Source organism: Mycolicibacter heraklionensis (assembly GCF_001021505.1).
Lineage (GTDB): Bacteria > Actinomycetota > Actinomycetes > Mycobacteriales > Mycobacteriaceae > Mycobacterium > Mycobacterium heraklionense.
Map to the genome: position 1 here is coordinate 55626 of NZ_LDPO01000020.1, position 12772 is coordinate 68397.

A 12772-nucleotide genomic window follows, 5' to 3' on the forward strand; every position below is an offset into this window, starting at 1 on the left:
GTTGGTCTACGGGATTGCGCAGCATGCCGAGCGCGACGACGGAGTGGCCCTCACCGATGGGGTCGCCGCATGGACGTGGCCGCAACTGAATTCGCTGCTCAACCGGGCCGTTCACTGGCTGCTGTCGCTGGGGGTCGAACCCGGACAGCGGATTGCGGTGATGGCCGAGAACAGCGCGCACACCGCGCTGGCGCACCTGGCGACCACCTACGCGGGACTGTCAGTGGTGCCGGTGAGCTACCACCTCGCCGCCGGCGAAGTCGGCTACATCCTGCGGGACGCGTCGGTGCACACCGTGCTGTGCAGTGCGCGCGCCGCGGCGACCGTGCGTGAGGCGGATCTGGACGTCGCCGTAGTGGACTGGGACGAATTCGACCGCGCTGTGGCGTCGTATTCCGGCGCCGAGCCGTCGGACGCGATCACACCGGCGGCTCCGCTCTACTACACCTCCGGCACCACCGGGCGGCCCAAGGGTGTGGAGCTTCCCCCGCAGATGTTCCCGGGTGGTGCATCCATGGTGGACCACGTCGAGCAGATCAGAGCGTCGCGGATCCGTCCGGCCGGAAAGCATCTGGTGGTCGCGCCGATGCACCACACCGGCCCGATCACCGGCGTGCGCGGCCTGATGGTCGGCACCACGCTGGTCATTGCGCCCAAGTTCGACGCGGAGGCGGTGCTGGCCGCCATCGACGCGCACCGGATCGCGTCATCGATGATGGTGCCCACCCATTTCTCACGAATGCTGGCCCTGCCCAAGAGTATTCGGGATCGTTACGACGTCAGCAGCTTGCGCAGCATCATTCATACCGGCGCGGCGTGTCCGGTGCACGTGAAACGGGCGATGATCGACTGGTTCGGGCCGGTGTTCATCGAGGCATACGGGTCTACCGAGGCGGGCACCATCACCATGATCGACTCAGGCGAATGGTTGGCTCACCCCGGTTCGGTCGGGCGGGCGCTGCCCGGCTGCGAGGTGACCATCCGCAGCGAAGACGGCACCGTGTTGCCCAGCGGCGAATCCGGTCTGGTCTGTGTGGAATCGACTACCGGGCACCGGCCCAGCTACCACGGTGATCCGGAGAAGACACGGCGCAGCTACGTCGCTGACGGGGTCTTTGCGATCGGCGAGATCGGCTACCTCGATGCCGACGGCTATCTGTATCTGACCGATCGGGCCTCCGACATGGTGGTCAGCGGCGGAGTGAACCTGTATCCGGCCGAGTCCGAGGAGGTGCTGCGCACCCACGCGAGCGTCCGCGACGTCGCGGTGATCGGCATCCCGCACGACGATCTCGGTGAACAGCTCTGCGCGCTGGTGGTCGCCGACCCCGGCACCGACCCCGCCGAGCTCGTCGCCTGGTGCCGGGCCCGGTTGTCGCACTACAAGTGTCCAAGCGTGGTGGAGCTGGTGGAGTTCGAGCTGCGCTCGGCGATGGGCAAGATCAACAAGCGTCAGCTGCGCGACGGCTACCTGGCTGCGCGCCGAGCGTCCGAAGCGGTGAGCTCCTGATGCCGGCGGCCGGGCTCGACGCCGCGCGGATGTTCGCATTCACCGACGAACACGACGCGCTACGCGGTGTGCTGCGTGACTACTTCGCCGCTACCGCAGATCTGGAGCGCGGACTCCGGTGGCAGCGCCTGCTCACCGAGATCGGCCTGGACGATCTGCTGTTCAACGACGGTGGATCGGCGGTCGAATTGGCGATCCTGGCCGAAGAATCCGGGGCCGCCTTATTCGACGGACCGCTGCTCTCGGCGACGGTGGTGGGCCCGCTGGCCAATGCGCCCGCATTCGACCGAGTGCGCAACGGGGAGCGCGGGGTATCGGCGGCGGTCTCACTGACCCGGGTCGACGGCGAGCGTTCCGATCACTGTTGGGATTTCAGCGACGACACCGTCGTGGTGGGTGCGACCGACGGCGGACTGGTGCTCGGCACAGAGCTGCGGGCCCTGTCCGGTTTGGACCTGTCTCGGACCATGGGCCGCGGCACCGACGTGGGAACACCGCTGGATTGTTCGCCGGAAACCGTGACCGCGATGCGCCGCCGCGGCGACCTGGCGCTCTCCGCGGAGCTCCTCGGGGTGGCGCAGCGGGCGCTGGACGGCACCGTCGACTATGTCAGCCAGCGCGTGCAATTCGGCAGAACGATCGGATCGTTCCAAGCCATCAAACATCGGCTGGCCGACCTGCTCGCCCAGGTGGAGCTGACTCGCTCCGCCGTGTACGCCGCTGCCTGGCAGTTCCCGGACGGCACTGCCCAGGCCGAGCTGGACCTCGCCGTGGCCGCCGCACTCGCGCGGCAGACCGCCGTCGAGATGACCAAGGCCGCCGTTCAATTGCACGGCGGAATCGCGATCACCTGGGAGCACTGGGCGCACCGCTACCTGCGCCGGGCCCACGCGGTGACCGCTCTCACCGGAACCGCGGCACACCACCGGCGCCGGCTGGCCGCGCTGATCGGCACGGGGGAGTGTGCCGATGGCTGACCAGAGCTTCGACCCCGACACCGCTCGACGCTGGTATGAGTCGGCCAGCGCCCAAGCCGATCTGCCGGTGCACCATTTCGTACCGCTCACCCTGATCGGCCCGGCCGTCATCGAATGGGGCACCGACGAGCAGCGCCGCCGGTACCTTCCCGGGATCGTCTCCGGTGACGACATGTGGTGCCAGTTGTTCAGCGAACCGGGCGCCGGGTCCGACCTGGCCAGCCTGGCCACCCGCGCGGTACCGGACGGCGCCGGGGGCTGGATCGTCGACGGGCAGAAGGTATGGAGCTCCTTCGCTGACCTGTCTCGGTACGGAATGCTGTTGGCGCGCACCGATGTCGACCAGCCGAAGAACGCCGGCATCACCTGCTTCGTCGTCGACCTGGCGGCTGCGGGGGTGACGGTGCGGCCGTTGCGCCAGATGACCGGCAGCGAACACTTCTGCGAAGTCTTCTTGGAAGGCGTCGCCCTGCCCGCCGACGCCATGCTCGGACCGCTGAACGGTGGCTGGCGGGTGGCGATGTCGACCCTGACCGCCGAACGATCCGGCCTGTCGGAGTCGTCGGCCGCCAGCGGGGTGGAGATCGGCCCGGTGGTGGAGCTGGCCCGGCGCCGCGGTGGCTGGCAGGACGGGATGCTGTCCGACCGGCTGGCCTCGCTGATCGCCACCGAACGCGCACTGTCGCTGACCAACCTGCGACTGCACAACACCGGCGACGCCAAAGGATCCATCACCAAACTGCTGCAATCCGAGCTCTCCCAGCGCATCAGCGAACTGGCCTTCGACCTGGCCGGGCCGTCGGCCGCGTGCTGGGACGGCGACGAGGAACCGGCCGAGACCTACGGACTGCTGGACAGCCGCCGGCTCACCGTCGCCGGTGGGACCTCGGAGATTCAGCGCAACATCATCGCCGAGCGGGTACTCGGACTCGAGCGCGAGCCCGACCTCGACCGCGGCCGACCCTGGCGCGAACTGCGGCGGGGCTGAGATGGCCACCGTCACCGTCCAACCGTCCGGCGTCCGATTCGGCGCCGCTGACGGGCAGACCATCATGGCCGCCGCCGAAGCCGCCGGTTACCGCTGGCCGACGATCTGCGGCGGTAACGGCGAATGCCTGGTCTGCCATGTCGAGGTTCTCGCACACCCGGATCGGCTGGCCCCGCCGAGTGAGACCGAATCCCGTGCGGTTCGCGGCATCTCCGGTGATCACGGCGGGCGCGGGGACCAGGTCCGGCTGGCTTGCCAGGCCGCCGTCCATGGCGACGTCGTCATCCGCAAGCGCGGGGTGCGTGCCCGCAGACAGGAGCCCAGCGCATGACCGCCGAACCGATCGACTCCGCGATCATGGAACTCGTCGACGGCGAAGTCCGGCTGCTCGGCGGGCGATGTGCGGACTGCGGGGAGATCAGCTTCCCGCGCGCGGACAGCTGCCCGCGCTGCGGCGCCGGCCGGGTCGAGCCGGTCCGGCTGGCCGACCGCGGTGAGCTGTGGAGCTGGACCATTCAGCGCTTCCCGCCGCCCAGCCCGCCGTATCTGCCAGCCGGTGACGAGTTCACGCCCTTCGGTGTGGGCTATGTCGAACTGCCCGGCGAGGTCATCGTCGAGACCCGACTCACCGAATCCGATCCGGACCGGCTGCGTATCGGGATGCCGATGCGGCTCACCGGGATCGAGGTACAGGCCGAAACCGGCACCGCAACCACGTTCGCGTTTACACCGGACGAGAAGGAGGGACGCTGATGTCATCCGTGGCCATCATCGGCATCGGCTGTCGGCCGTTCGGCCGCTACCTCGACACCACCGCCCGCAAGGAGGCCGTGCGTGCGGTGCGCGCCGCGCTCGACGACGCCGCGATGTCCTGGGGTGACATCGATTACGCGGTCGGCGGCAGCATGGACGGCGGTTCGGCGGACACTCTGGTCGCCGATCTCGGACTGACCGGGGTGCCGTTCGTCAACGTGCTCAACGGTTGCGCCACCGGCACCAGTTCACTGGTCGCTGCGGTGCAGGCGATCGGTTCGGGGGCCGCCGAGACGGCGCTGGTCGTCGGTTTCGACTCGCATCCGCGGGGCGCGTTCGCGATCCGGCCGGAAGCACTGGGCCTGGGGCGGTGGTACGGCACCACCGGATTGGCCATGACGTCACAGTTCTTTGCGTTGAAGATCCAGCGCTATCTGCACGAGCACGGGCTGCCCGCGCGGCTGCTGGAAACAGTAGCGAGCAAGGCGTTCCGCAACGGGGCGCTGAACCCGAACGCCTGGCGGCGCAAGCCGCTGACCGAGGCCGACGTGCGTGAGTCGATGATGCTGTCCGACCCACTGCGCCAGTACATGCTCTGCTCGCCCGGGGACGGCGCCGCCGCTCTGGTGCTGTGTCGGGCCGACCGCGCCAAGCAGTATCGCGCCGATCCGGTGTACATCGCGGGCGCGGCCGTGCGGACCCGGCGGCCCGGATCTTTCGAGGTGCTCAGCCCGTCGCTGTCGGTGCGCCGCGGTGTTAGTCCGAGTGTGGATGCGGCAGCAGCGGCGTTCGCGGCGGCCGGTATCGGTCCCGGCGAGGTCGACCTGGCCCAGCTGCAGGACACCGACGCCGGGGCGGAGCTCATCCACCTGGCCGAGACGGGCCTGTGCGAACACGGCGCGCAGACCGACCTCATTGACGCGGGCGCCACCGAACTCACCGGCCGGCTGCCGATCAACACCGACGGCGGCTGCCTGGCCAACGGCGAGCCGATCGGCGCGTCGGGGCTGCGCCAGATCCACGAGAACGTACTCCAGCTGCGCGGCGCGGCGGGCGGTCGTCAGGTCGGCGGAACGCCCCGGGTGGCGTTCTCCCACGTTTACGGCGCGCCGGGGCTGAGCGCCTGCACCGTCCTGACCCGGTGATCGGAGGAACCGTGAAAGTGCTTGTCGACCAAGACCGCTGCGTCGGTCACGGAATATGCGAGATGAAAGCCCCGGACGTCTTCGCCATCGGCGACGACGGCGTCTCACACGTGCTTGTCGACGAGATCTCCGACGATCACCGCGATGCGGTGGCCGACGCGGTGGCGTCCTGCCCGAGCCAGGCGTTGCGGCTCACCGACTAGGAAGGTTGCGATGGATATCCGAATGCCCAAACTGGACGTCACGATGACCGAGGGCATCTTTATGGGTTGGCTGGTGCCCGACGGTCACCACGTGGGCGAAGGCGAAGACCTCTACACCGTGGGTACCGACAAGGTGGAGACCGACATACCCGCACCGTGCGCCGGTATCCTGCGACACGGTGCCGTTGAGGCTGACGAAACCTACCCAGTAGGCACTCAACTGGGCACCATCGAATGAACGGAGGCACCAGTGGCTAGCCCGCGCTTTCGCGAAAGTCCTTTTCTCACCGGGCATCACCAGCCCAATCGAATGGAAGTGACAGCGCCGGACCTGTTCGTCGAAGGTGACCTGCCGGAAGATCTCGCCGGGGTGTTCTATCGCAACGGCGCCGAACCGCTGTACCCGCCGACTGCCGAGGACTACCACTGGTTCGACGGCGACGGCATGGTCTACGCGTTCTTCATCGAAGACGGCCGGGTATCGCTGCGCAGCCGTTGGGTGCGCACCGAAAAGCTGGAGCTGGAACTCAAACACGGACGGCGACTGTTCGGGGTGCTCGACAACCCGGCGACCACCGACCCGCTCGCCCGCGGCACCCGGTACAACACGGCCAACACCAACATCATCCTGCACGGCGGAAAGCTCTTGGCGCTGATGGAGGGCGCGCCGCCGGTCCGGCTGGAACCACGCACCCTGGACACCATCGGCGAGGAACACTACGGCGGGGTCATCACCACCACCTTCTCGGCGCATCCGACCGTCGACTACGCCACCGGTGAACTGATCAACATCGGGTCGGTCCCGTATCGCCCGGGCGCCGTGCCGGAAATCCACTACGAAGTCGTGGGTTCCGACGGGGAACTGCTGCGCTACGAAGTGATACCGATACCGCACCAGACATTGATGCACACCTTCTTCGTCACCGAACACCACGTGGTATTTCCGGTGACACCATTGGATATCAGCGTGGAGCGGGCGATGTCCGGCGGTCCGATGGTGGCCTGGGACCCCGACCGGCCGACCAAACTCGGCGTCATGCCGCGCAGTGGGTCCGCTGCCGACGTCCGCTGGTTCGAAGCCGCGCCGCGGCACATGATGCATCAGGCCAACGTGTGGGACGAGGACGGCCGTATCGTCGCCGATGTGGCCGCCGCCGAAGGGACCGCGCTGTTCCCCGACATTCACGGCAACCGCCGCTCGCACGCCGAAACCCAGCAGAGCCTGCGCCGTTGGACGATCGACCCGGCCGCCAGCACCGACGTGGTGGCCGAGCAGATACTCAGCGACCACGACATCCAATTCCCCCGACCGGACGACCGGATGATGACCCGCCCGAGCCGAAACGTGTTCGCCAACAGCAACCTGCACTCGATTGACGGTCGCGCCGACGGTATGGACGCGGTGCTGCGAGTCGACACCCAGACCGGCGCCGAGGACTTTTACCACTTCGGTGACGGTGCCGCCGCGGGAGAGCTCATCTTCGCCCCGCGCATCGGAGGCCGCGACGAATCTGACGGCTACGCCGTGACACTGGTCCACCAGGCCGGTGCCGCCGAGACCGAGCTGGTGGTCTTCGACGCCCAGAACCTCGCGGCGGGGCCGCTGACGCGGGTGCGCATTCCGTTCCGCATCCCGAGCGGATTCCACTGCAATTACTACAGTGCCGACAGTCCGCTGTACCGGCAGGCCCTGGGAGAGCCGTGACGACACCCACGATCGAAGTCCGCAACCCCGCCGACGGTCTGGTGGTGGGCCAGGTCCACGACCACCCACCCGCCGTCGTCGCCGACACCGTTCGGCAGCTACGCGGACGGCAGCCGGAATGGGAGGACCTTGGCACCGCTGCTCGCGCGGAATGGCTGTTGCGGCTGCTGGATTGGTTGATGGACAACTCCGCCCGGTTGACCGACCTGGTGCAGTCGGAGACCGGGAAGACGCGGTTCGACGCGGAGATCGAAGTGCCGGCGGCGATCGATCTGGCCAAATACTGGGCGCGGCATGCCGGCGGATTCCTTGCCGAGGAACGGCCGAGGCCGCACAGCCCGATCGGGCTGACGAAGCGGTTGGTGACCCGATACCAGCCCTACTCGGTGGTCGGCATCATCACGCCATGGAATCTGCCGTTGCTCAACCCGTGCTTCGACGCGTTCGCGGCGCTGATGGCCGGCGCCGCGGTCTTGGTGAAGCCGTCGGAGGTGACTCCGCTCAGCGCGTGCGAGTTGGCCCGCGGCTGGGCGGAGATCGGCGCCCCTCCCGTGCTGCAGGTGCTGACCGGCGGTATCGAAACCGGGCGCGCAGTCGTCGACGCGGTCGACTATGTGCAATTCACCGGCTCCACCGCGACCGGGCGGGCGATCGCCGCCGCGTGCGGTGAGGCTCTGAAACCCTGCAGCCTGGAACTGGGGGGCAAGGATCCGGCTATCGTGCTGGCCGACGCCGACATCGACCGGACGGCCGCGGGCATCGTCTACGGGGGGCTGTTCAACTCCGGGCAGGTATGCATCTCAGTGGAGCGGGTCTACGTCGAGGCACCGGTCTACGACCAGTTCGTGGCCAGTCTGCTCGACCAGGTCCGGGCACTCCGGCAAGGCCACGACGACCGCGGGTTCCGCTTCGACATCGGCGCCATGGCGACACCGGCGCAGTGCGACATCGTGACCCGGCACGTCGACGACGCCGTTTCGCGCGGCGCGCGAATCCTGATCGGCGGCAAGGCCACCGGGGCCGGTGCGTTCTTCGAGCCCACTGTTCTCGTCGACGTTGATCACTCGATGACCTGTATGACCGAAGAGACCTTCGGGCCGCTGTTGCCGGTGATCAAGGTCGCCGACGAGGACGAGGCGGTCCGGTTGGCCAACGATTCCGACTACGGCCTCTCGGCCACGGTCTGGTGCGGCGAAAGGCGGCGGGGTGAACGGGTGGCGCGCCGTCTGGAAGTCGGCGCGGTCAACATCAACGATGCATTCGCCAATCTGGTCAACTTCGCCGTGCCGATGGGCGGTTGGAAGAACTCCGGGATGGGCGCCCGCTTCGGCGGTCCAGCGGGAATCCGCAAATACTGTCGCCAGCAAGCGATTCTGGTGCCCCGCGGTCCGGTGTTGAAGCGCGAACCACTGTGGTACCCCGCGTCCAAGCTCCGATCCCGCCTGGTGACGACGCTGATGCGGGTCTTCGATGGGCGGGGCCGGCGCAGGTTTTTCGCGACGAGAGGATCTTGATGGACTCCGCATTGACGTGGGTGCCCGCTGAGCTGCTGCTCGGTGGGCACGAGAAGCCGGCGGCCAGCGGACGCCGTTTCGCGGTGCACAACCCGGCGACCGAAGAGATCCTGCTCGAGGTCGCCGACGCCGGGCCCGACGACGCGGCGCAAGCCATGGACCTCGCTGCTGCTACTCAAGCTGACTGGTCGGCTACGCCACCTCGGCAGCGAGCCGAGATCCTTCGCCGGGCATACGAACTCGTCGAGCACCACCGTGACCGGTTCGCGCTGCTGGTCACGCTGGAAATGGGTAAACCGTTGGCGGAGAGCCATGCCGAGGTCAGCTACGGTGCGGAGTTCCTGCGCTGGTTCAGTGAGGAGGCGGTGCGGATCAACGGCCGCTACAGTGCCGCCCCGTCGGGCAACGGCCGGATCCTGGTGACCAAGCAGCCGGTCGGGCCGACGTTGGCGATCACCCCGTGGAATTTCCCGCTGGCGATGGGAACCCGAAAGATCGCCGCGGCGGTGGCCGCGGGCTGTACCGCGATCGTCAAACCCGCACCCGATACCCCGTTGACCATGCTGTTCCTCGGGTCAGTGCTGGCTGAGGCAGGCCTGCCCGACGGGGTGCTGTCGGTGCTGCCCACCATGGATGCGGCGGCGCTGACCGCGCCGCTGTTGGCCGACCGGCGACTGCGCAAGCTGACTTTCACCGGATCCACCGCGGTGGGTAAGAGCCTGCTGGCGCAGGCCGCCGGCAAGGTGCTGCGCACCTCGATGGAACTCGGCGGCAACGCCCCGTTCGTGGTGTTCGCCGACGCGGATATCGACGCCGCGGTCGAAGGAGCTCTGGCGGCGAAGATGCGCAACGGTGGCGAGGCCTGTACCGCGGCCAACCGCATTCACGTCGACAACGCGGTGCGCGACGAATTCACCGAGAAACTCACCGCCCGAATGGCGAAGCTGAACGTCGGAGACGGGACGCGCCCCGGCGTCGACGTCGGACCGCTGATCAACGAACGGCAGTGCAGCAAGGTCGGCGAACTGGTCGACGACGCGGTCGGCAAGGGGGCGGCCCTGCTGTTGGGTGGGCGGCCCGAGCCGGGGCGGGGCTATTTCTACCCCCCGACCGTGCTGTCCGAAATCCCTTCCGATGCCAGGCTGCTCACCGAGGAGGTGTTCGGTCCGGTGGCGGCGATCGCCGGATTCGACGGCGAAACCGCCGGGGTCGCCGCGGCGAATGCCACCGAATACGGGCTGGCCGCCTACATCTACACCCGTGACCTGGATCGAGCGCTGCGGGTGGCCGAACAGGTCGAGTCCGGAATGGTCGGCGTCAACCGCGGCGTCATCTCCGATGCCGCGGCGCCCTTCGGCGGCATCAAGGAATCCGGGCTGGGCAGAGAAGGCGGCGCGGAAGGAATCGAGGAATATCTCGAAACCAAATACATCGCCCTGGCCTGAACGGCTCTGCCGGACGGACAGCCGTGCTTACCGTTGATCCCAGCTGGGCAGTAACCCGGCTTCCCGGACTTCGGCCAGCGACGGCGCAGCCGCATCCCGCTCGGAGAGCACCAGCGGGTGCTCGTCGGGCCAGTCGATATTGATCGCCGGGTCGGTGGCACAGATGGTGTGCTCGCGTTGGGGGTCGTACTCCGCTGAACACAGATACATCACCGTCGAATTGTCTTGCAGTGCAAGGAATCCATGCGCCAGCCCGGCGGCGAGATATATCGACCGGCGATCCCGGCCGTCCAGCAGCACCGCGTCCCAGCGCCCGTAGGTCGGGGAACCGACCCGGATGTCGACGACCACGTCGAAGACCGAACCCGACACGCAGGTCACGTATTTGGCCTGCCCAGGCGGCAGCTGGGCGAAGTGCAGGCCGCGCAGCACGCCGGCGCCCGACACCGAGCAGTTGGCCTGACGCAGGTCGAAACGGTGCCCGGCGAACGCGGTGAACTCGCGGTCGGTGAACCACTCGAAGAAGACCCCGCGGGAATCGGTGTGCTGAGTCGGGGTGAGCTCCCACGCCCCCGGGATGGTCAGTTCGCGCGCGTCCATGTCAGCGTCCCAGCGTCGCGTAACGCGCTTCGGCGGCCTCTTTCAGTGGGGCCCACCAGGATTCGTTGGCGCGGTACCAGTCAATGGTCTCGCGAAGGCCGGCCTCGAAGTCGGTGTGCTCCGGCTTCCAGCCCAGTTCGTCACGCAGCGCAGACGGGTCGATCGCATACCGCAAATCATGACCGGGGCGGTCGGCGACGTGGTCGAAGTCATCGGGGTCGTGGTCCATCAGCCGCAGAATGGTCTGCAGCACACTGCGGTTGTCGCGCTCCCCGTCGGCGCCGATCAGGTAGGTGCGCCCGATATGGCCGCCGGTCATGATCTGCCAGACGGCGCTGTTGTGGTCGTCGACGTGGATCCAGTCGCGGACGTTGGCGCCGCTGCCGTACAGCTTGGCCCGGCGACCGGTGAGCAGGTTGGTGATCTGGCGTGGGATGAACTTCTCCACGTGCTGATACGGCCCGTAGTTGTTGGAGCAGTTCGAGATCGTCGCGCGTACCCCGTAAGAGCGCACCCAGGAGTGCACCAGTAGATCGGCGGCGGCCTTGGTCGATGAGTACGGGCTGGAGGGGTGGTACGGCGTCGTCTCGGTGAACCGGCGCGGGTCGTCGAGGGCCAAGTCGCCGTACACCTCGTCAGTGGAGACGTGGTGCAGTCGTACCCCATGGGCGCGCACCGCCTCCAGCACGGTGAAGGTGCCGATCACGTTGGATCGCAGGAACGGCTCCGGGTCGGCCAGCGCGTTGTCCACGTGGGTTTCGGCGGCGAAGTGCACCACCGCGTCGGTCTCGGGATCCAGCTCGGCGATCAGCCGGCCGACCAGCGCAGCATCGGTGATGTCGCCCTGCACCAACCGGAACCGGCCAGCCTGGGAATCCAAGCCGGCCAGCGATTCGCGGCTGCCGGCGTAGGTCAACGCGTCCAGCACGGTGATCGCGGTGCCGGGGCGCTGCGCCAGCGTGCTGTGCACGAAGTTGGCGCCGATGAACCCGGCGCCACCAGTGACCAGCAGATGCATGGGGCAACCCTATCGGTGCCGGTTCGCTGCCATCGGCTAACGCGGCGTCAACCCCAGCGGACCGGCCAGCTCCGTCAGCGTCGGCAGCAGGTTCTTCCAGCCGCCCAGCACCTGGATCGTCACCTGATCCGCGCCGGCGTCTAAGTGCTCGCCCAGGCGGGCGGCGATCTCGTCGGCGGTGCCGTGTGCCACGACCGCGTCGATCAGCCGGTCACTGCCCGGCGCGCGCACGTCGCGGTCGGAAAAGCCCAGTCGGCGCCAGTTGTTGACGTAGTTGGACAGCCGCAGGTAGAAGCCGACCGCCTCACGTCCGATCTCGCGGGCCGCGGTGGCATCCGTGGAGAGAACCACCTTGTGTTCGGGCGCCAGGAACACCGACGGTCCGACCAGCTCGCGCGCGCTCGCGGTGTGCTCGGGAGTGGTCAGGTAGGGGTGCGCACCGGCGCTGCGCTCCGCCGCCAACTGCAGCACCTTGGGACCCAGTGCGGCCAGCACCCGGCGGCTGGTCGGGACCGAGGCCTCGTCGAGTGCGTCCAGGTAGTCGGTCAGGGCGCGGTAGGGGCTGCGGTACTCGGCGGTGGCCTCGGAGTGGCCGACGCCGATGCCGAGCAGGAACCGATCCGGGTAGGCGGCTTCGATACGGTGGTAGGACTCGGCGACCTGCCCGGCCGGCGCCGACCAGATGTTGACGATCCCGGTGGCCACCTGCAGGGTCGAGGTCGCCGCCAGCAGCGGCTCGACGAACGCCAGGTCGGCGGCCGGCGAGCCGCCCACCCAGATCGCGCCGTAGCCCAGCCGCTCGATCTCGGCGGCCTGCTCAGGGGTGGGGGATCCGAAGGTCCACACCGCGTAGCGGCCCAGGTCGGGTTTGAGTGCGAACGTGTCCGACATCGTGACTCCTGTGCTCCTGGTAG

The 12772-nt window shown here is 68.1% G+C and carries 14 protein-coding genes; 11 read left to right on the forward strand and 3 right to left on the reverse strand.

Going from position 1 to position 12772, the window contains the following annotated elements:
- The first annotated feature begins 1 nt into the window (after position 1).
- From ABW16_RS19145 to ABW16_RS19195, 11 genes are all read left to right on the forward strand, one after another.
- Positions 2 to 1510 (forward strand): AMP-binding protein, encoded by a 1509-nt coding sequence (locus ABW16_RS19145; protein ID WP_047320775.1) that lies wholly within the window; start codon positions 2 to 4, stop codon positions 1508 to 1510.
- Positions 1510 to 2487 (forward strand): acyl-CoA dehydrogenase family protein, encoded by a 978-nt coding sequence (locus tag ABW16_RS27495; protein ID WP_047320776.1) that lies wholly within the window; start codon positions 1510 to 1512, stop codon positions 2485 to 2487. The genes ABW16_RS19145 and ABW16_RS27495 overlap by 1 nt, the downstream gene beginning before the upstream one ends.
- Entirely contained in the window at positions 2480 to 3475 is a 996-nt protein-coding gene (locus ABW16_RS19155; RefSeq protein WP_082134214.1) for an acyl-CoA dehydrogenase family protein, read from the forward strand. The genes ABW16_RS27495 and ABW16_RS19155 overlap by 8 nt, the downstream gene beginning before the upstream one ends.
- Before the next feature lies 1 nt (position 3476).
- The gene (locus ABW16_RS19160) at positions 3477 to 3806 is read left to right on the forward strand and encodes a 2Fe-2S iron-sulfur cluster-binding protein (RefSeq protein WP_047320777.1); all 330 of its coding nucleotides are present in this window, start codon (positions 3477 to 3479) and stop codon (positions 3804 to 3806) included.
- Entirely contained in the window at positions 3803 to 4228 is a 426-nt protein-coding gene (locus ABW16_RS19165; RefSeq protein WP_047320778.1) for a Zn-ribbon domain-containing OB-fold protein, read from the forward strand. Before ABW16_RS19160 ends, ABW16_RS19165 begins: the two co-directional genes overlap by 4 nt.
- Complete coding sequence (locus ABW16_RS19170; RefSeq protein ID WP_047320779.1) at positions 4228 to 5373, forward strand: thiolase family protein; 1146 nt, start codon at positions 4228 to 4230, stop codon at positions 5371 to 5373. The genes ABW16_RS19165 and ABW16_RS19170 overlap by 1 nt, the downstream gene beginning before the upstream one ends.
- A 17-nt stretch (positions 5374 to 5390) precedes the next feature.
- Positions 5391 to 5576, forward strand: a complete 186-nt coding sequence (locus tag ABW16_RS19175) for a ferredoxin (protein ID WP_327083221.1) — start codon at positions 5391 to 5393, stop codon at positions 5574 to 5576.
- Positions 5577 to 5586: 10 nt separating this feature from the next.
- A complete protein-coding gene (locus ABW16_RS19180) occupies positions 5587 to 5814 on the forward strand; it encodes a lipoyl domain-containing protein (RefSeq protein WP_047320780.1) in 228 nt (75 codons plus the stop codon).
- 72 nt (positions 5815 to 5886) lie between these two features.
- Positions 5887 to 7281 (forward strand): carotenoid oxygenase family protein, encoded by a 1395-nt coding sequence (locus ABW16_RS19185; RefSeq protein WP_047320781.1) that lies wholly within the window; start codon positions 5887 to 5889, stop codon positions 7279 to 7281.
- On the forward strand, positions 7278 to 8795 hold the full coding sequence (locus ABW16_RS19190) for an aldehyde dehydrogenase family protein (protein ID WP_047320782.1): 1518 nt from the start codon (positions 7278 to 7280) through the stop codon (positions 8793 to 8795). The genes ABW16_RS19185 and ABW16_RS19190 overlap by 4 nt, the downstream gene beginning before the upstream one ends.
- Positions 8795 to 10240: an NAD-dependent succinate-semialdehyde dehydrogenase gene (locus ABW16_RS19195; RefSeq protein WP_047320783.1), complete on the forward strand. Its 1446-nt coding sequence runs from the start codon at positions 8795 to 8797 to the stop codon at positions 10238 to 10240. Before ABW16_RS19190 ends, ABW16_RS19195 begins: the two co-directional genes overlap by 1 nt.
- A 27-nt stretch (positions 10241 to 10267) precedes the next feature.
- Here ABW16_RS19195 and rfbC read toward each other — a convergent pair whose 3' ends face one another.
- From rfbC to ABW16_RS19210, 3 genes are read right to left on the reverse strand one after another with little or no spacing between them, the layout of a single operon-like run.
- Entirely contained in the window at positions 10268 to 10840 is a 573-nt protein-coding gene (gene rfbC / locus ABW16_RS19200) for a dTDP-4-dehydrorhamnose 3,5-epimerase (RefSeq protein ID WP_047320784.1), read from the reverse strand.
- A 1-nt stretch (position 10841) separates the two neighbouring features.
- Positions 10842 to 11858, reverse strand: coding sequence for a dTDP-glucose 4,6-dehydratase (gene rfbB / locus ABW16_RS19205; protein WP_047320785.1), 1017 nt, complete (start codon positions 11856 to 11858; stop codon positions 10842 to 10844).
- Positions 11859 to 11894: 36 nt separating this feature from the next.
- Positions 11895 to 12749 carry an LLM class F420-dependent oxidoreductase gene (locus ABW16_RS19210; RefSeq protein WP_047320786.1) on the reverse strand — a complete coding sequence of 285 codons (855 nt, stop codon included), beginning with the start codon at positions 12747 to 12749 and terminating at the stop codon, positions 11895 to 11897.
- Positions 12750 to 12772 lie beyond the last annotated feature (23 nt).

Bases quoted from the DNA above. Each gene is read 5' to 3' on its own strand.
- ABW16_RS27495 (WP_047320776.1), top strand. From the start codon at position 1,510: ATGCCGGCGGCCGGGCTCGACGCCGCGCGGATGTTCGCATTCACCGAC.
- ABW16_RS19155 (WP_082134214.1), top strand. From the start codon at position 2,480: ATGGCTGACCAGAGCTTCGACCCCGACACCGCTCGACGCTGGTATGAG.
- ABW16_RS19160 (WP_047320777.1), top strand. From the start codon at position 3,477: ATGGCCACCGTCACCGTCCAACCGTCCGGCGTCCGATTCGGCGCCGCT.
- ABW16_RS19165 (WP_047320778.1), top strand. From the start codon at position 3,803: ATGACCGCCGAACCGATCGACTCCGCGATCATGGAACTCGTCGACGGC.
- ABW16_RS19170 (WP_047320779.1), top strand. From the start codon at position 4,228: ATGTCATCCGTGGCCATCATCGGCATCGGCTGTCGGCCGTTCGGCCGC.
- ABW16_RS19180 (WP_047320780.1), top strand. From the start codon at position 5,587: ATGGATATCCGAATGCCCAAACTGGACGTCACGATGACCGAGGGCATC.
- ABW16_RS19185 (WP_047320781.1), top strand. From the start codon at position 5,887: ATGGAAGTGACAGCGCCGGACCTGTTCGTCGAAGGTGACCTGCCGGAA.
- ABW16_RS19195 (WP_047320783.1), top strand. From the start codon at position 8,795: ATGGACTCCGCATTGACGTGGGTGCCCGCTGAGCTGCTGCTCGGTGGG.
- rfbC (WP_047320784.1), bottom strand. From the start codon at position 10,840: ATGGACGCGCGCGAACTGACCATCCCGGGGGCGTGGGAGCTCACCCCG.
- rfbB (WP_047320785.1), bottom strand. From the start codon at position 11,858: ATGCATCTGCTGGTCACTGGTGGCGCCGGGTTCATCGGCGCCAACTTC.
- ABW16_RS19210 (WP_047320786.1), bottom strand. From the start codon at position 12,749: ATGTCGGACACGTTCGCACTCAAACCCGACCTGGGCCGCTACGCGGTG.